At 65.2% G+C, this 17,075-nt stretch carries 16 protein-coding genes; 11 read left to right on the plus strand and 5 right to left on the minus strand.

Annotation, left to right across the window (positions count from 1 at the left end; translation table 11 throughout):
- Positions 1-12: 12 nt before the first annotated feature.
- Positions 13-741: a GntR family transcriptional regulator gene (locus ACYQ2U_RS09005; RefSeq protein WP_459950026.1), complete on the minus strand. Its 729-nt coding sequence runs from the start codon at positions 739-741 to the stop codon at positions 13-15.
- Positions 742-982: 241 nt separating this feature from the next.
- Between ACYQ2U_RS09005 and ACYQ2U_RS09010 the strand changes: the two genes are divergently transcribed.
- From ACYQ2U_RS09010 to ACYQ2U_RS09045, 8 genes are all read left to right on the plus strand, one after another.
- Positions 983-1,972: a malate dehydrogenase gene (locus ACYQ2U_RS09010; protein WP_459950027.1), complete on the plus strand. Its 990-nt coding sequence runs from the start codon at positions 983-985 to the stop codon at positions 1,970-1,972.
- Positions 1,973-2,014: 42 nt separating this feature from the next.
- Positions 2,015-3,016, plus strand: a complete 1,002-nt coding sequence (locus tag ACYQ2U_RS09015; RefSeq protein WP_459950028.1) for an HpcH/HpaI aldolase/citrate lyase family protein — start codon at positions 2,015-2,017, stop codon at positions 3,014-3,016.
- A gap of 55 nt (positions 3,017-3,071) precedes the next feature.
- Entirely contained in the window at positions 3,072-5,681 is a 2,610-nt protein-coding gene (locus ACYQ2U_RS09020; protein ID WP_459950029.1) for a bifunctional aconitate hydratase 2/2-methylisocitrate dehydratase, read from the plus strand.
- Positions 5,682-5,816: 135 nt separating this feature from the next.
- Positions 5,817-6,020 carry a YjfB family protein gene (locus tag ACYQ2U_RS09025; protein WP_459950030.1) on the plus strand — a complete coding sequence of 68 codons (204 nt, stop codon included), beginning with the start codon at positions 5,817-5,819 and terminating at the stop codon, positions 6,018-6,020.
- A 119-nt stretch (positions 6,021-6,139) separates the two neighbouring features.
- Positions 6,140-6,493, plus strand: a complete 354-nt coding sequence (locus ACYQ2U_RS09030; protein ID WP_459950031.1) for a CidA/LrgA family protein — start codon at positions 6,140-6,142, stop codon at positions 6,491-6,493.
- The gene (locus ACYQ2U_RS09035; protein WP_459950032.1) at positions 6,490-7,221 is read left to right on the plus strand and encodes an LrgB family protein; all 732 of its coding nucleotides are present in this window, start codon (positions 6,490-6,492) and stop codon (positions 7,219-7,221) included. The genes ACYQ2U_RS09030 and ACYQ2U_RS09035 overlap by 4 nt, the downstream gene beginning before the upstream one ends.
- A 69-nt stretch (positions 7,222-7,290) precedes the next feature.
- Positions 7,291-8,325: a class I SAM-dependent rRNA methyltransferase gene (locus ACYQ2U_RS09040; protein ID WP_459950033.1), complete on the plus strand. Its 1,035-nt coding sequence runs from the start codon at positions 7,291-7,293 to the stop codon at positions 8,323-8,325.
- 23 nt (positions 8,326-8,348) lie between these two features.
- Positions 8,349-8,624 carry a hypothetical protein gene (locus ACYQ2U_RS09045; RefSeq protein ID WP_459950034.1) on the plus strand — a complete coding sequence of 92 codons (276 nt, stop codon included), beginning with the start codon at positions 8,349-8,351 and terminating at the stop codon, positions 8,622-8,624.
- A gap of 11 nt (positions 8,625-8,635) precedes the next feature.
- On the opposite strand, the gene scpB is transcribed toward ACYQ2U_RS09045, so the two are convergent.
- Positions 8,636-9,415, minus strand: coding sequence for a methylmalonyl-CoA decarboxylase (scpB, locus tag ACYQ2U_RS09050; RefSeq protein ID WP_459950035.1), 780 nt, complete (start codon positions 9,413-9,415; stop codon positions 8,636-8,638).
- A 7-nt stretch (positions 9,416-9,422) separates the two neighbouring features.
- The gene (locus tag ACYQ2U_RS09055; RefSeq protein ID WP_459950036.1) at positions 9,423-11,063 is read right to left on the minus strand and encodes an acyl-CoA synthetase; all 1,641 of its coding nucleotides are present in this window, start codon (positions 11,061-11,063) and stop codon (positions 9,423-9,425) included.
- Between the two features lie 190 nt (positions 11,064-11,253).
- Between ACYQ2U_RS09055 and ACYQ2U_RS09060 the strand changes: the two genes are divergently transcribed.
- From ACYQ2U_RS09060 to ACYQ2U_RS09070, 3 genes are read left to right on the plus strand one after another with little or no spacing between them, the layout of a single operon-like run.
- Positions 11,254-11,973: a response regulator transcription factor gene (locus tag ACYQ2U_RS09060; RefSeq protein WP_459950037.1), complete on the plus strand. Its 720-nt coding sequence runs from the start codon at positions 11,254-11,256 to the stop codon at positions 11,971-11,973.
- Positions 11,974-12,000: 27 nt separating this feature from the next.
- A complete protein-coding gene (locus ACYQ2U_RS09065; RefSeq protein WP_459950038.1) occupies positions 12,001-12,684 on the plus strand; it encodes a nitroreductase in 684 nt (227 codons plus the stop codon).
- A gap of 10 nt (positions 12,685-12,694) precedes the next feature.
- Positions 12,695-14,212 (plus strand): 3-hydroxyacyl-CoA dehydrogenase, encoded by a 1,518-nt coding sequence (locus ACYQ2U_RS09070; protein WP_459950039.1) that lies wholly within the window; start codon positions 12,695-12,697, stop codon positions 14,210-14,212.
- A gap of 18 nt (positions 14,213-14,230) precedes the next feature.
- On the opposite strand, the gene ACYQ2U_RS09075 is transcribed toward ACYQ2U_RS09070, so the two are convergent.
- Entirely contained in the window at positions 14,231-15,856 is a 1,626-nt protein-coding gene (locus tag ACYQ2U_RS09075) for a methyl-accepting chemotaxis protein (protein ID WP_459950040.1), read from the minus strand.
- Positions 15,857-16,088: 232 nt separating this feature from the next.
- Entirely contained in the window at positions 16,089-16,997 is a 909-nt protein-coding gene (locus ACYQ2U_RS09080; RefSeq protein ID WP_459950041.1) for a cation diffusion facilitator family transporter, read from the minus strand.
- Between the last annotated feature and the right edge of the window lie 78 nt (positions 16,998-17,075).

Genomic DNA, 17,075 nt, shown 5'->3' on the forward strand with positions numbered 1-17,075 from the left:
GATTACTACAAATTAATTCAATTCGTTCAGATAACAATGCTCGGCGGTGCAATAGAGCCCCCGCCGCCACTCCACCGGCTTGTCGCCGTAGGTGAAACTGATCCGTTCCACCGACAGCAACGGCGCCCCCTCGGCCACGCCGAGCAGGTCCGCGCTGACCCGATCGGCGGCGACGGCGCGAATCCGTTCCTCGGCACGGATCATCCGCACGCCGAAACGACTTTCAAAAAGACTGTACAGCGAACCCTGGTAATCCTTGAGTACATCGAGACTAAGCCCGGTAAACACTTCGCCCGACAGATAGATTTCATCCACCACCACCGGCTTGCCGGAGAACTGGAGCAGACGGCGGACGATGATGATGGGTTCGCCAATATTGATTTGCAGGGCACGGGCCGCCTCGGGCCCCGCCTTGGCGCGCCAGCACTCGAGCGGCATGGAGTGAGACGGCTCAACCTCGCCGGAAAGAGGAACGAGGCGCAGAAAGCGGAAAAAAGCCCTGGGGTCGTTGTGGGTGGCGACATAGGTGCCCTTGCCCTGACGGCGAACCACCAGATTCTCCGCCGCCATCTCGTCAATGGCCTTACGCACGGTGCCTTGGCTGACATTGAAGCGCACCGCCAAATCCGACTCGCTGGGAATCGCTTCGCCAGGACGCCACTCACCGCTCTCAAGACCCTGCATAATCAGGCTCTTGATCTGGCGGTACAACGGGCTAAAGGTTGGGGACTCCTGGACCATGGCGCGCATTGGAGCATAAAAAGGCCAATGCGTCCACATCACATCTTATGTCTTATATAAGACATAAGATAGCTATTGACACTTTGGGGTGCAGCAACTACCATGCATCCCGATCCGGCAAGTCACAAGCGCCTGGCAACAAGTACACAAAGCAGCAAGACGTATACACCGTTGCCACCTTGGCCCAGCCGTCACCCGCCCGCTTTTTCCCACGCAACCTGCCTCACTAGGAGTCCTCCAAATGGCAAAAGCCCCCGTCCGTGTTGCTGTCACCGGCGCCGCCGGCCAAATCGGTTACGCCCTGCTGTTCCGCATCGCCTCCGGCGAAATGCTGGGCAAGGACCAGCCCGTCATCCTGCAAATGCTGGAACTGCCCATGGAGAAGGCCCAGGCCGCTCTGAAGGGCGTGATGATGGAACTGGAAGACTGTGCCTTCCCCCTGCTGGCCGGTATGGTGGGCACCGATGATCCCGAAGTGGCCTTCAAGGACGCCGACTACGCCCTGCTCGTGGGCGCCCGTCCCCGTGGCCCCGGCATGGAACGCAAGGACCTGCTGCTGGAAAACGCCAAGATCTTCATCACCCAAGGCAAGGCCCTAAACAAAGTCGCTTCCCGCAACGTCAAGGTGCTGGTGGTCGGCAACCCCGCCAACACCAACGCCTGGATCGCCATGAAGTCCGCGCCCGATCTGCCCGCCGGCAACTTCACCGCCATGCTGCGCCTGGACCACAACCGCGCCCTGTCCCAACTGGCTGCCAAGACCGGCAAGACCGTGAACGACATCGACAGCATGATCGTCTGGGGCAACCACTCCCCCACCATGTATCCCGACATCCGTTTCACCACCATCGGCGGCCAACCCGCTCCCAAGGTCGTGAACGACGAAGCCTGGTACAAGAACGAGTACATCCCCAAGGTGGGCAAGCGCGGTGCCGCCATCATCGAAGCCCGTGGCCTTTCCTCCGCGGCTTCCGCTGCCAACGCCGCCATCGACCACATGCGTGACTGGGCCCTGGGCACCAACGGCAAGTGGGTCACCATGGGTATTCCCTCCGACGGTTCCTACGGCATTCCCGCCGGCACCATGTACGGCGTGCCCGTCACTTGCGCCAACGGCAAGTACGAGCGCGTTCAGGGCCTGGAAATCGACGCCTTCTCCCGCGAGAAGATGGACTTCACCCTGAAGGAACTGCAAGAAGAGCAGGACGGCGTCAAGGACATGCTGGCCTGATGCCGAAGGCGGGATGACGAAAGCCAGGACGAGCGCACATTCATGAACGGCTACGCCCATCCCGCCGACATTCTTTACGAAGGGGAAGCCCCTTTCCCCTTCCTTCCTGCCTGTGAGCATTACGCCGGCAGCGAAAAACTGATTCGCAAGGCCCTGGCCCTCCAGTCCGAATTGGGCCCCATCTTTGACATCACCTGCGATTGCGAAGATGGCGCCAAGGCTGGCCAGGAAACCGAACACGCACAACTGGTCGCCGACCTCATCCTGGACGAGGCCAACCGCTTCGGCCGCGTCGGCGCCCGCATCCATGACGTGCGGCACCCCCATTGGCAGGACGACCTCGACATCATCGTCGGCAAGGCCGGCAACCGCTTGGCCTATATCGTGCTGCCCAAGCCGGAATCCGCCGACGACGCCCTGACCCAGATCAGCCACCTGGACGACCTGCGGCGTCAGCACGGCATCGTGCGCGAGATTCCCGTCCATGTCCTGATCGAAACCCACGGGGCCCTGCGCGAGGCCTGGCAGATTGCCGCCCTGCCCCACGTGGAAAGCATCGACTTCGGCCTCATGGATTTCGTCAGCGCCCACCACGGCGCCATCCCGGGCAGTGCCATGAGCTCTCCCGGTCAATTCGAACATCCCCTGGTGGCTCGCGCCAAGTGCGAAATCGCCGCCGCGGCCCTGGGCAACGGCGTGGTGCCGGCCCACAACGTCACCACCGAAATTCGCGACAGCGACGTGGTGCGCAACGACGCCCTGCGTGCCCGACAGGAATTCGGTTTCCTGCGCATGTGGAGCATCCACCCCAACCAGATTCAACCCATCGTGGAAGCGATGCGCCCCGACTTCGATGCCGTGGCCGACGCGGCCGCCATTGTCGGCGCCGCCCAGGAGGCCCACTGGGGCCCGATCCAATGGCAGGGCAAGCTCCACGACCGGGCCTCCTACCGCTACTACTGGGAATTGCTGCAACGGGCCAAGGCCACCGGCATGACCTTGCCCGACGCGGTGGAACAACGTTTTTTTAGCAGTACCGTTTGACGCACACATCCGACTCACCCTCAACTTACTAACACACACTACGAGAGGAACCGCCATGCTTGAAGCCTACCGCCAGCATGTAGCCGAGCGCGCCGCGCTGGGCATCCCCCCGCTGCCCCTGTCCGCCCAACAAACCACCGAACTGGTGGGCTTGTTGAAGAACCCGCCCAAAGGTGAAGAGGCCTTCCTCGTCGAATTGATCACCTACCGCGTCCCCGCCGGCGTGGACGACGCCGCCAAGGTCAAGGCCGAATTCCTGGCCAAGGTTGCCAAGGGCGAAGAAGCCTGTGGCCTGATCTCCCGCGCCAAGGCCACCGAACTGCTGGGCACCATGCTTGGCGGCTACAACGTCAAGCCCCTGATCGACGTCCTCGGCGACGCCGAAGTGGGCGCCGTGGCCGCCAACGCCCTCAAGCACACCCTGCTGATGTTCGACTTCTTCCACGACGTGAAGGAACTGGCCGACAAGGGCAACGCCAACGCCAAGGCCGTGCTGCAATCCTGGGCCGACGCCGAGTGGTTCACCTCCCGCCCCGAAGTGCCCGCCAGCCAGAAGCTGACCGTGTTCAAGGTGACCGGCGAAACCAACACCGACGACCTGTCCCCCGCTCCCGATGCCTGGTCCCGTCCCGACATCCCCCTGCATGCCCTGGCCATGCTGAAGAACCCCCGTCCCGGCATCGAAGCCGACGAACCGGGCAACCGCGGCCCCGTCAAGCAGTTGGAAGCCCTGGCCAAGAAGGGCAACCTGATCGCCTACGTGGGCGACGTGGTCGGTACCGGCTCTTCCCGCAAGTCCGCCACCAACTCCGTGCTCTGGTTCACCGGCGAAGACATCCCCTTCGTGCCCAACAAGCGCTTCGGCGGCGTCTGCCTGGGTAGCAAGATCGCCCCCATCTTCTTCAACACCATGGAAGATGCCGGCGCCCTGCCCGTGGAAATCGACGCGACCCAGATGAACATGGGTGACGAGATCGAGCTCAAGATCGACCAAGCCACCGCCAAGGTCACCGCCCTCAAGAACGGTGCCGTGATCGCCGAAGCCCAGCTCAAGACCCCGGTGATCCTGGACGAAGTCCGCGCCGGTGGCCGGATCAACCTGATCATCGGCCGCGGCCTCACCGCCAAGGCCCGGGAAGCCCTCAAGCTGCCCGCCTCCACCCTGTTCCGCCTGCCCGGCACCCCCACCGACACCGGCAAGGGCTTCTCCCTGGCGCAGAAGATGGTTGGTCGCGCCTGCGGCCTGCCCGAAGGCAAGGGTGTTCGTCCCGGCACCTACTGCGAACCCAAGATGACCACCGTGGGTTCCCAGGACACCACCGGCCCCATGACCCGCGACGAGCTGAAGGACCTGGCCTGTCTGGGCTTCTCCGCCGACCTAGTGATGCAGTCCTTCTGCCACACCGCCGCTTATCCCAAGCTGGTGGACGTGAAGATGCACCGCACCCTGCCCTCCTTCATCACTGCCCGTGGCGGCGTTTCCCTGCGTCCCGGTGACGGCGTGATCCACTCCTGGCTCAACCGCCTGCTGCTGCCCGACACCGTGGGTACCGGCGGCGACAGCCACACCCGCTTCCCCATCGGCATCTCCTTCCCCGCGGGTTCCGGCCTGGTGGCCTTCGCCGCCGCCACCGGCGTGATGCCCCTGGACATGCCCGAATCCGTGCTGGTGCGCTTCAAGGGTTCCATGGAAGAAGCCGGCAAGCGCGGCATCACCCTGCGCGACCTGGTGAACGCCATCCCCTACTACGCCATCAAGCAAGGCCTGCTGACCGTGGCCAAGCAAGGCAAGAAGAACATCTTCTCCGGCCGCATCCTGGAAATCGAAGGCCTGCCCGACCTCAAGGTGGAACAAGCCTTCGAACTCACTGACGCCTCCGCCGAGCGTTCCGCCGCCGGTTGCACCGTGCGCCTGAACAAGGAGCCCATCGTCGAGTACATGCGTTCCAACATCACCCTGATGAAGTGGATGATCGCCAATGGCTACGAAGATGCCCGCACCCTGAAGCGCCGCATCAAGTCCATGGAAGACTGGATTGCCAACGGCACCCTGCTGGCCCCCGACGCCGACGCCGACTACGCTGCCGTGATCGAAATCGACCTGGCCGACGTCAAGGAGCCCATCCTGGCCTGCCCCAACGACCCGGACGACGTGAAGCTGCTGTCCGACGTCCAGGGCGACAAGATCGACGAGGTCTTCATCGGCTCCTGCATGACCAACATCGGCCACTTCCGTGCCGCGGGCAAGGTACTGGACGGCAAGTCCGACATCCCCACCCGCCTCTGGATCGCCCCGCCCACCAAGATGGACGCCATGATCCTCAACGAGGAAGGCTACTACTCGGTGCTGGGCAAGTCCGGCGCCCGCATGGAAATGCCCGGCTGCTCCCTCTGCATGGGCAACCAAGCCCAGATCAAGAAGGGTTCCACGGCCGTGTCCACCTCGACCCGTAACTTCCCCAACCGCCTGGGCATCGACACCCGCGTCTATTTGGCCTCCGCCGAGCTGTCCGCCGTGGCCGCCCTGATGGGCAAGCTGCCCACCGTGGCCGAGTACCAGGAGCAGGTCAAGGCGGTTAACGCCAAGGCCGCCGACGTCTACCGCTACATGAACTTCGACCAGATCGCCGAGTTCAAGGAAGTGGCCGACACCGTCGCCGTCTGATCCGTCCCGTTTAAAGGCCGCCGGACTTACCCTGTCCGGCAACCTCAACGCCCCGGCCCACAAGGCCGGGGCGTTTTCCATTCAAGAAGCCCGAAAATCGGCCGATAATAGATACGTTGCCCCTAGGAGAATCCCATGGACGTCAGTGCCATCGCATCCCTCGCCACCGACCTGGCCCAGACCCGCACCCTGGCCGAAGCCCAGATTTCGGTGCAAAAAAAGGCTATGGAACTCCAAGGCGCCGGCGTGTTGCAGCTCCTGGAAGCCGCCGCCCAGGTCATGCCCCAGGCCCCCAGCAATCCGCCCCATCTCGGCAACAACGTGGATGTCCTCGCCTGATCCCTTCAGGCCGCCCATCGATTAAAGACTAGCAGTACAAACTGCCTAGCCTCTTCGGGGCCTTATGCTTTCTCCGACGGGGTAATACACTGGCGACCTCGTCCCCGCCCCGTTTTCCCATGCTTGCCGCCCTGACCCAACTTCTCCTCTTCCAGCTCGTCGGCGAAATCATCGCCCGCAGTTTCGGCCTGCCCATTCCCGGCCCCGTCATCGGCATGGCCCTGATGTTCCTTGCCCTGGTCCTGCGCGGCGGCCCCGACGAAGGCACCAAAACCAGCGCCAACACCCTGCTGCAACACCTGTCACTGATGTTCGTCCCCGCCGGCACCGGCGTCATGCTGCACTTCCAGCGCATGGCCGACGAATGGCTGCCCATCACCGCCGCCCTGATCGGCAGCACCTTCCTCGCCATGGCCGTCACTGTCCTGGTGCTCAAGGCCCTGGCGCCGAAAACACCGGGAGAGCCCTCATGAGCCACAACTTCACCGAAGTCTGGGCTTACCTGGCCGCCTCGCCATTGCTGGGCCTCACCGTCACCCTGCTGGCCTACCAGGCCGCCCACTGGGTGTTCCGCAAGGCCAAGTTCCACCCCGCCGCCAACCCGGTGCTGCTGTCGGTGTTGTTCTTGGTTCCCCTGCTGGAATTGACCGGCACCTCCTACCAAACCTATTTCGACGGCGCCCAGTTCGTGCACTTCCTCCTCGGCCCCGCCACCGTGGCCCTGGCCGTGCCCCTCTACGGTCAGATCCGCCGCCTTCATGCGATGGTCCTGCCCCTCGCCGTGGCCCTGCTGGCCGGCTCCGCCACGGCCATCGTCTCGGCCCTGGTCATCGGCAAGCTATTGGGTGCCAGCCCGGTCACCTTGATTTCCCTGGCGCCCAAGTCGGTCACCACCCCCATCGCCATGGGCATCGCCGAAAAACTCGGCGGCCTGCCGTCCCTTGCCGCGCTGATGGTGCTCACCACCGGCATCATCGGCGCCGTGGGTGGCAGCGGCCTCTACCGCCTGCTGCGGGTGCGCGATCCGGCCATGAAGGGCTTCGCCATGGGTATCGCCGCCCACGGCATCGGTACCGCCCGCGCCTTCCAGGAAAACGAGCAGATGGGCGCCTTCTCCGCCCTGGCCATGGGCCTCAACGGCCTGCTCACGGCCCTGTTGCTGCCCTTGCTGCTGCCCCTCTTCTCCGCCTGGCTGCGCTAAGGGCAAATAAGCCCGGCGGACGTGGCGGGGCGGGGTAACATGGCGCCCCCTCGCCCTTGCCCATCCGCCATGACCGCTGCCGCACCGTCCCTGATCGACCACCTGGACCGCGCCTTCCAAGCTCGGCGCGAACTGCTGCCTCAGTGGCAGGCGGAGGCCACCACCTGCTATCGTCTGTTCCACGGCAGCGTCGAGGGCCTGCCGGACCATACCGGCCTGACGGTGGACCGCTACGGCGATTTGTTACTGGTGCAAAGCTTTCACCACACCCTGGACGAAGCCGCCCTGGCCGCCATCGATGGCTTTTACGCCGCCGCCCAGCCCGGGCTGACCCGCGTTTACAACGACCGCAGCCAACGCAATTCGCGCATCGCCAATGCCCTCGGTGCCGAGGAAAAGGCCTTTGCCCAGCAGCCCGTGATCGCCAGCGAAATGGGCGTCCAATACCAGATCCAGGCCCGCCATCAGGGGCAGGACCCCTGGCTGTTCCTGGACCTGCGAGCCGCCCGGCGCCGCGTCATGGCCGAGGCCGCGGGCAAGTCCGTCCTCAATCTGTTCGCCTACACCTGCGGCGTCGGCATCGCCGCCGCCAAGGCCGGCGCTGAATTCGTCGTCAATGTGGACTTCGCCGAATCCAGCCTGCAAGTGGGCAAGGGCAATGCCGGCCTCAACGACCTGCCCCACCGCCCCCGCTTCATCAAAAGCGACGTCTTCGCCGCCGCCCGCCAATACGCCGGCATCGGCCAGCCGGACCGGGTGCGGGGCAAACCCATGCCGCCCTTCCCCAAGCTGGCGCCGCGTCGCTTCGACCTGGTGTTTCTCGATCCGCCCCGTTACGCCCGCAGCCCCTTCGGCGTGGTGGACCTGGTGCACGATTATCCCGGCGTCTTCAAGCCGGCCTTGCTCTGCACCGAGGAAGGCGGCACCCTGATCTGCTGCAACAACGTGGCCCAAGTGCAGCGGGAAGCCTGGCTGGACCAACTGGAGCGCAGCGCCCGCAAGGCGGGCCGCCCCATCCGCGCGATGGAATGGATCGCGCCCGAAGCCGACTTCCCCAGCCACGATGGACAACACCCCCTCAAGGTCGCCCTGCTGCGGGTTTGACCGTTTTTTCCAAGGAAACCGCCATGGCGATGAAATTCACCGACCTGCACAAGAACCTGGGCCTCAAGATCAACGGCCAACTGCGCAATAGCGCCAGCCCCGAGCGCTTCGCTCAAGGCGCATCCCCGTTGGACAAGAAGGAACAGCGCCGCCGCGACCAGGCCTTGGGCCTGGTGCCCTTTGCCGTCAAGCTGAACCAAGATCTGGTGGCCACCTTGCAGGCACAAGCGGCCAGCCGGGGCGTGCCCCTTAACGAACTGGTCGCCGAACTGCTGCAAAAAGGTCTGGCCGCCGACTGACGCCCCGGCAGCTATTCGCCGCGAAACTCGGGTTTGCGCTTTTCCACCAGGGCGCGCCGACCCTCGGCGTAATCCTCGCTGCCGTAGACCACCCGCCGCTGGCCCTGGATGCGCTCGAACTCCTGGGCGCTCAAGGGTGGCGCGGCGGACAACAGGCGCAACTGCTCCTTCATCACCGCCACCGCGAGGGGGGCGTTGGCGGCGATATCCGCCGCCAACTGTTCGCAAAACGCGCCGATTTCCGCCTCTTCCACCACGTGATTGACCGCGCCCAGCCGCTCCAGACGGGCGGCGGACAAGGGCCGGGCGGAAAACAGCATTTCCTTGACGACGGCCAGGGGCACGGCATTGAGGAAGGTGGTGAGGCCGGTGGGGTTGTAGGGAATGCCCAGGCGCGCCGGCGTCACGGCAAAGGTGGAGGCGGGACTGGCCACGATCAGATCGCAGGCGAACACCGCCTCGCAGGCACCGCCCCAGACACTGCCCGTCACCTGGGCGATCACCGGCGCCGAAAAGGACTGGATGTCCCGCACCAGCTTGCGCAGGGGATCGGCCCATTGCAAGGGGTCGTGCCCCACCGCCGGCAAGGCTTCCACGTCGTAGCCGGCGGACCACACCTTGACCCCGGGATTGGCCCGCAGGATCACGGCCCGGGCGTTTTCCCGCTCAAAGCCGTCCAGGGCGACGCCGATTTCGTAGGCGAAGCGTTCCCCCAGCAGGTTGTACTTGTCGTCGTTGTCGAGGGTGATGAAACCCACGCCCTCGGCCAGGGACGTGTTGATCAGGGTCATGGGACGGCTACTCGATGGCGGATTGGGAGTCCATGCGCTGGCGCAGGATGAATTTCTGGATCTTGCCGGTGGAGGTCTTGGGCACCGTGCCGAACACCACCTGCTTGGGCACCTTGAAGTGGGCCAGGTGCTGGCGGCAGTACTCGACCATGGCCGCCTCGGTCACCGTCGCCCCGGTCCGCAGCTCGACGAAGGCGCAGGGCACCTCGCCCCACTTGGGATCGGGCTTGGCCACCACAGCGGCGGTCACCACGTCGGGATGCTTGTAGAGCACGTCCTCCACTTCCAGGGAGGAAATGTTCTCGCCGCCGGAAATAATGATGTCCTTGGAGCGGTCCTTGATCTTCACGTAGCCGTCGGGCTGCATCACCGCCAAGTCGCCGGTGTGGAACCAGCCGCCGGCGAAGGCCTCCTCGCTGGCCTTGGGATTCTTCAAATACCCCTTCATGGTCAGGTTGCCGCGGAAGAACACCTCGCCCATGGTTTCGCCGTCCTTCGGCACCGGTTCCAGGGTCACCGGGTCCAGCACCGTGATGGCCTGCTGCATGTGATAGGGCACCCCCTGGCGACCATTGACCACGGCCCGCTCCTCCAAGGGCAGCTCGTCCCAGCCCTCCTGCTTGGCGCAGACGGCGGCGGGGCCGTAGGTTTCGGTCAGGCCATAGACGTGGGTCAGGTTGAAGCCGGTCTTGGCCGCCCCCTCGATGATGGCCAGGGGCGGCGCGGCGCCGGCGATCAGGCCGTTGATGGACCAATCGATGCCCTGGCGCAAGGCCTCGGGGGCGTTGATCAGCATGCCGTACACGATGGGCGCGCCGCACATGTGAGTGACCTGGTGGCGCCGGATCTGGTCGTACACCAGGGCCGGATCGATGCGCCGCAGGCAGACGTTGATCCCGGCGTTGGCGGCCATGGTCCAGGGGAAGCACCAGCCGTTGCAGTGGAACATCGGCAGGGTCCACAGATACGCGCTGTGGGGCGGCATGGCCCAGGAAATGATGTTGCTGGCGGCGTTCAGATAGGCGCCCCGGTGGTGGTAGACCACCCCCTTGGGATTACCCGTGGTGCCCGAGGTGTAGTTGAGGCAGATCGGATCCCATTCGTCCGCGGGCAGGGACCAGGCGAAATCCGGGTCGCCGGCGGCGATGAAGTCCTCGTACTCAATGTCGCCGATGCGCTTGTCGGCCACGTACTGGCTGTCGAACACGTCGATCACACGGGGCGGCGGCCCTTCCAACAGTTTCAGGGCCTTGGCCACCACCGGCTGGTACTCCGGGTCCACGAACAGCACCTTGGCTTCGCCGTGGCCCAGCATGAAGGCGATGGCCTCGGCGTCGAGACGGGTATTGAGGGTATTGAGCACCGCCCCGGACATGGGCACGCCGAAGTGCATTTCGCACATGGCGGGCACATTGGGCAGCATGGCCGCCACCGTGTCGCCCTTGCCGATGCCCAGCTTGCGCAGGGCGGAAGCCAGGCGACGACAGCGGGCGTAGGTCTCGCCCCAGGTAAACGACCGCTCGCCGTGAATCACGCTGAGCCGTCGCGGATAGACCGCCGCGCTGCGCTCAAGAAAACTCAGGGGCGACAGGGGAACATAGTTGGCCGCGTTTTTTTCCAGGCCGATTGCATAGGGATCTTGTGACACGCCTTCCTCCTCCGAACAAGCGCTTCAATCCTTCAGGGCTGCCTCATCTTGGCCGGTGAAGTTTAATCAAGCGTAGAAGGAATGTAACCAATCGTAACGCGTTCCTTTTCCCGGCCCCTGACCGTCACGCGCGATCCAACACCGATTGGCTATACACTTGCGGGGCTACGAGCTCGTTCCGCCGCCCGCAATGGAAAACACTTTCGATCCGCGTCTGATCGCCCTCGCCGAAGACGATCCCCTGGTGGCCCGCACCCTGGGCCAGGTACTGGGGGAATTCGGTTTCCGCCACAAATGGTTCCGCACCGGCACCGACCTGCTGCGGCACATTCCCCAGATCCAGCCCGCCCTGTGCATCGTGGACCTGGGCCTGCCCGACCGGGACGGCCTCGACGTGGTGAAGGAAATCCAGCAACACCACGATTGCGGCGTGCTCATCCTCACCGGCCGTGGCATCGTCTCCGACAAGGTGCTGGGCCTGGAGCTGGGGGCCGACGACTACATGGTCAAACCCTTCGAACCACGGGAATTGGTGGCCCGGGTACGCAGCATCCTGCGCCGCTACGACCGCAGCGAAAAAAGCGACAGTCCCAAGCTGGCCAGCTTCGCCGGCTGGCGCTTCAACCCCGCCAGTTTTTCCCTGGTCTCCCCCGACGGCAGCGAGGATTTCCTCGGCACCGCCGAGGCCCGGCTGCTCCTGCTGCTGCTGGAAAAACCCAACCGCATCCTGACCCGGGAACAACTGGCCGGCACCAGCGACCTGTCCCCCCTGGACCGCAGCATCGACGTGCGCGTCTCCCGCCTGCGCAAGCGGCTCGGCGACGACCCCCACGAACCCAAATTGATCAAGACGGTGTACGGTGCCGGCTATCTGATGGCCGCCAGCGTGCACTGGGAATCCACCCCCTGACTGCCCCATCCCCTTCGAGGAAACCCCATGACCGATACCGCCATGTCCGCCCGCGAAGCCATCGCCAGCCGCCGCTCCGTGCGCGGCTTTCTGCCCACGCCGGTGCCCCGTGCCACCATCGAGGATATCCTCACCCTGGCCACCCGCGCCCCCAGCGGCACCAACATCCAACCCTGGCACGTCTACGTCTGCACCGGCGCGGCGCGGCACGAATTGAGCAACGCCATCCTCGCCGCCTACGCCAGTGACAACGCCAGCCACGAGGACGAATACCAGTACTACCCGCGCCAATGGCGCGAGCCCTACCTGTCCCGCCGGCGCAAGATCGGCAAGGATCTCTACGGCGTGCTGGGCATCGGCAAGGAGGACAAGGAAGCCATGGTGCGCCAGCAGGGCCGCAACTACGATTTCTTCGGCGCTCCCGTGGGCCTGTTCTTCACCCTGGACCGGGACATGGAATACGGCGCCTGGATGGACCTGGGCATGTACATGCAGAACGTCATGACCGCCGCCCGCAGCCATGGCCTGCACACCTGCCCGCAGCAGGCATTCCAGCGTTTCCACGGCATCATCTGTCCCCGCCTCGGCATCCCCGACGACCAGATGCTGATCTGCGGCATGGCCCTGGGCCACGAAGACCCGGCGGAACCGGCCAATCGGCTGGTCACCGAGCGGGAGCCCCTGGCCAACTTCGTCCGTTTCGTGGAATAAGGAAGCCGCCATGGACATCGCCACCCTCGGCCTGGTCGGCACCGGCGCCATGGGCAGCGGTATTGCCCGCTTGGCCGCCGAGGCCGGCATGCAGGTGCTCTTGTTCGATGCCCGCCCGGGCGCGGCGGACAGCGCCATCGCCACCATCACCGGGCAACTGGCCGCGACGCCGGAGCAGGATGCCGCCGCCATCCGTTCCCGGCTGCGCAGCGTGGAGGCCCTTTCCGGCCTGGCGCCGGCCCAGGTCGTGGTGGAGGCCATCGACGAGCACCTGGAAAGCAAGCAGCAACTCTTCGCCGCCCTGGAAGCCGTGGTGACGCCGGACTGCATCCTGGCCAGCAACAGTTTTTCCCTCTCCATCACCGCCCTCGCCGCCGCCTGTCAGCGGCCGGAACGAGTGGCCGGCTTTCACTTTTTCAACCCGGCGCCGGCAATGAAAATCGTCGAGGTGGTGGACGGTCTGCTCACCGCCCCCGCCGTCGGCGATGCCCTGCTCGCCCTGGGCCAACGCCTGGGCCATACCGCCGTGCGGGCCAAGGACAGCCCCGGCTTCATCGTCAACCACGCCGGACGCGCCTACATCGCCGAAGGCCTGCGCCTGATCGGGGAAAACGTGGCCGACGTGCCCGCCATCGACCGCATCATGCGCGAGAGCGCCGGCTTCCCCCACGGCCCCCTGGAACTGCTGGACCTGATCGGCATCGATGTCTTTCAGCCGGCCCAGGAATCCATCTACCAACAGTATTTCCAGGACCCACGCTTCCGTCCGTCCCACCTGACGCGGCAATACCTGGCCGCCGGCCTGCTCGGCCGCAAGAGTGGTCGTGGTTTCTATCGCTACGACGGCGACCGGGTGGTCGGCCCCGCCGCCGCCCTGGAGGAAAGCAAGGCGCCGGCCCTGGTCCTGGCCGCCCTGCCGCCGCTCTGGATCAGCCAAGCCCATCCTGAATTCGGTCGCGCGGTCAGCGAACTGGTAACGCGTTTGGGCGCCATCGTGGAAACCGGGCTGCGGCCCAGCGCCAAGGCCCTTTGCATCGTCACGCCACGGGGACTGGACGCCAGCAGCTGCGCCGACCGGGAAGGTCTCGACGCCCATCGCACCATCGCCGTGGACGTCCTGTTCGGGCTGGAACCGGGACGACGTCGTACCCTGATGACCACCCCCGTCACTTCCGCCGCCACCCGCCAGGCCGCCCACGGCCTGTTTGCCGCCGACGGCAGCAAGGTGACGGTGATCCGCGACAGTGCCGGCTTCGTCGCCCAGCGGGTGGTGGCCCACATGGTGAACGTGGCCTGCGACATCGCCCAGCAGGGCATCGCCACGCCCACCGACATCGACCGGGCCGTGACCCTGGGCCTGGGCTGTCCCCATGGCCCGCTGGGCCTAGGGGATGCCATCGGCCCCAAGCGCATTCTCGATATTCTCGATTGCCTGTTCACCGTCTATCGGGATCCCCGCTACCGGCCCAGCCCCTGGCTGCGCCGGCGCGCCCTGCTGGGCGCCTCCCTGCTCACCGGCGAGCTCTAGACGCCCGCCTCACGCAGCTCAGACCTGGAACTGGGCAACCTCGGAGGACAGACGCTGGGCCACCGCCGCCAAGGCCTGGGAGGCGGACACCGCCTCGTTGACCGCCTGGGCGTTTTCCTGGGCCTGATGGGAAATGCTTTCGACGTTGCGGGAAATCCCGTCGTTGGCCCGCAACTGCTGCTCCGACGCCGCCGCCACGCTCGCCAACAAGGTGGTCACCTCGGCCACGCTGCCGTCGATTTTTTCCACCGCGTCGCCTGCCTGACGGGCCAGGCCAGCCCCGGCCTGGGCCTGGCAGGACACCGAATTGATCTGCTCCACGGCGGCGGTGGTGCCGCTTTGGATGACATTGATCATGGTGCCGATCTGCTGGGTGGAAGAAGACGTCCGCTCCGCCAGCTTGCGCACCTCGTCGGCCACCACGGCGAAACCGCGACCGCTCTCCCCGGCCCGGGCCGCCTCGATGGCGGCGTTCAGGGCCAACAAATTGGTCTGGTCGGCGATTTCGCGGATCACCGCGACGATCTCGGAAATCTTCTGGGACTCGCTGCCCAGGCTGGTCACCTTCTCCGCCGTGTGTCCCACGGCGGTGGCAATGGCGGCCATTTCCCCGGCGGCCTGATGCACCACCTCGCGCCCTTCCCGGGTCAGATCCCGTGACGTCTGGGCCAGGCTCGCCAACTGCTGCAAGTTGGCGGTGGTCTGGCCCTGGCTGGTGGCTACTTCCTCCACCGAACTGGACGCCGCAGTGGCGGCGTCGCTCTGCATGGTGGTGCTGTTGCCGATGCGCCAGAGGGATTCCACCATCTGCTCCGCAGCCCCGTGCACCTGCTCCGCAGTTTGGGTAACCGAACGCAGGATGGTGCCGAAGCGCTCCACCAGATGCTTGAAGGCATGGGTAATGGCGCCGACTTCGCCGCCACCGTCGAGGGGCACGGCCAATTGCAGGTTGCCGCTGGCGGCCACGGTGGACACGTACTGTTCCAGATCGCTTAAGGGCCGGCTGATGCTTAGGGCGATCCACCAGGAAAACGCCACCAGGGCCGCCATGCCCAGCACGACGCCGCTGCCGATGATCAGCCCCTGCTTGATGAACTCCTCCCTCACGTCGTCCATGTAGATGCCGGATTGGACGACCAATCCCCATGGCGCGTAGAGCTTGGCCATGGCCAGCTTGGGCCGCGGCGTGGGATCGCTGCCCTTGGGCCAGAGATACTCGACGGCCTCGCCCTTGCCGCGCTTGGCCGCCTCGACCAAGGCCACCACGATGGCAACGCCTTGGCTGTCCTTCAAATCGCTCATGTCCTTGCCGTTCATTTCCGGCTTCAGCGGATGGCGGACCATGTGGTAACTGGTGTCGTACTGGCTGATGTAGTTGTCGCCGTCGTAGCGCAGGGCGGCAATGGCCGTCACGGCCTCGTCCCGGGCCTGGATCGGCTCGAGCTTGCCGGCGTCGCTGAGCCGGCCGTAGTACTCGGCCACGCTATAGGCCATGTCCACGGCCTGCCAGGCCTTGTCGCGCTTGGCTTCGACGATGTTCATGCGCAGCACCGCCAGACCGTAGGCGGAGACCACGCAAAGGACAACCAGGGCGCCCGCCACCAGGAGTGCGAGGCGATGACGAATCTTCAATTGTGCAAGCATGTGGATACCGAGGGATACGCTGCGACACCCGCACAGGGCATCGGTTGATGCGCTCGGCGACGGCGTTCAGCCCCGCCGCGCAGACGGCGCAACTACACTGTTGCGCCGCACCATCATGCCATAAGAAAGTGGCTTGTCAATGACAGTCTATGCATTGGCAATAACAAAAAAGCGGTGCTCCTATACCCTTTGCCATAGGCCGGAGAACCGCTTCCCGCGCGGCTTGCGGGATTTAGCGCAAAGGCCGATCGAGGCCGACGTCCGCCAGCGAAACCGGATCATCGTGAGGTTCCAGGTGGGTGGTGACGTGGGCGCGGGGCACCGCGCGCCGCACGTCGGCCTCGATGCGCTCGGACCAATCGTGGGCCAGTTGCACGGTCCATTCGCCGGGGGCCAACACATGGAAGGAAACGAAGGCCCGGCTGCCGGCCTGGCGGGTGCGCAAGGCATGGAAGTCCAAGCCTTGGCTCCGGTAACCATCCAGCGCCGCCTCGATGGCGGCCACCTCGTCGGCCGGCAGGGAGACGTCCATCAGGCCCGCCGCCGAGCGCTGCAACAAGCGCCAGCCGGTCCAGACGATATTGCCCGCCACCACCAGGGCCAGCACCGGATCCAGCCATAGCCAGCCGGTCCATTGCACCAACAACAGGCCGACGATGACGCCGGCGGAGGTCCACACGTCGGTCAGCAAATGGTGGGCGTCCGCCTCCAGGGTGATCGAATGGTAGCGTCGGCCCACGTCCATCAGGATCTTGGCGGTCAGACCGTTGATCACCGAGGCCAGCACCGAGACCGCCAGACCGACGCCCAGGGCCTCGAGGGGCTGGGGATGGAGCAGCCGTTGCACGGCGGCATAAGCGATGCTCAGGGCCGCCAGGAAGATCAGCAGACCCTCGAAGGCGCTGGAAAAGTATTCCGCCTTGCCGTGGCCGTAAGCATGGTTGTCGTCGGCGGGCTGGGCGGCCAGGGACAGCATGGCCAGGGCCATCAGCGCACCAGCCAGGTTGACGAAGGATTCGATGGCGTCGGAAAACAGCCCCACCGAGCCGGTCAGCCACCAGGCGACGCCCTTGAGCAGGATGGTGGCGATGGCGGCGGCAATGGACAGCCAGGCGTAGCGATGCAAGGAAACGGGTTGCATGAAATCGCGGAGGTCAAAAGCGTAAAAAAGATAACCGGCAGATTCTCGCATTGAACTGCCCGAAATCCGCCGATTCGT

This window comes from Denitratisoma sp. agr-D3 (genome assembly GCF_054658675.1).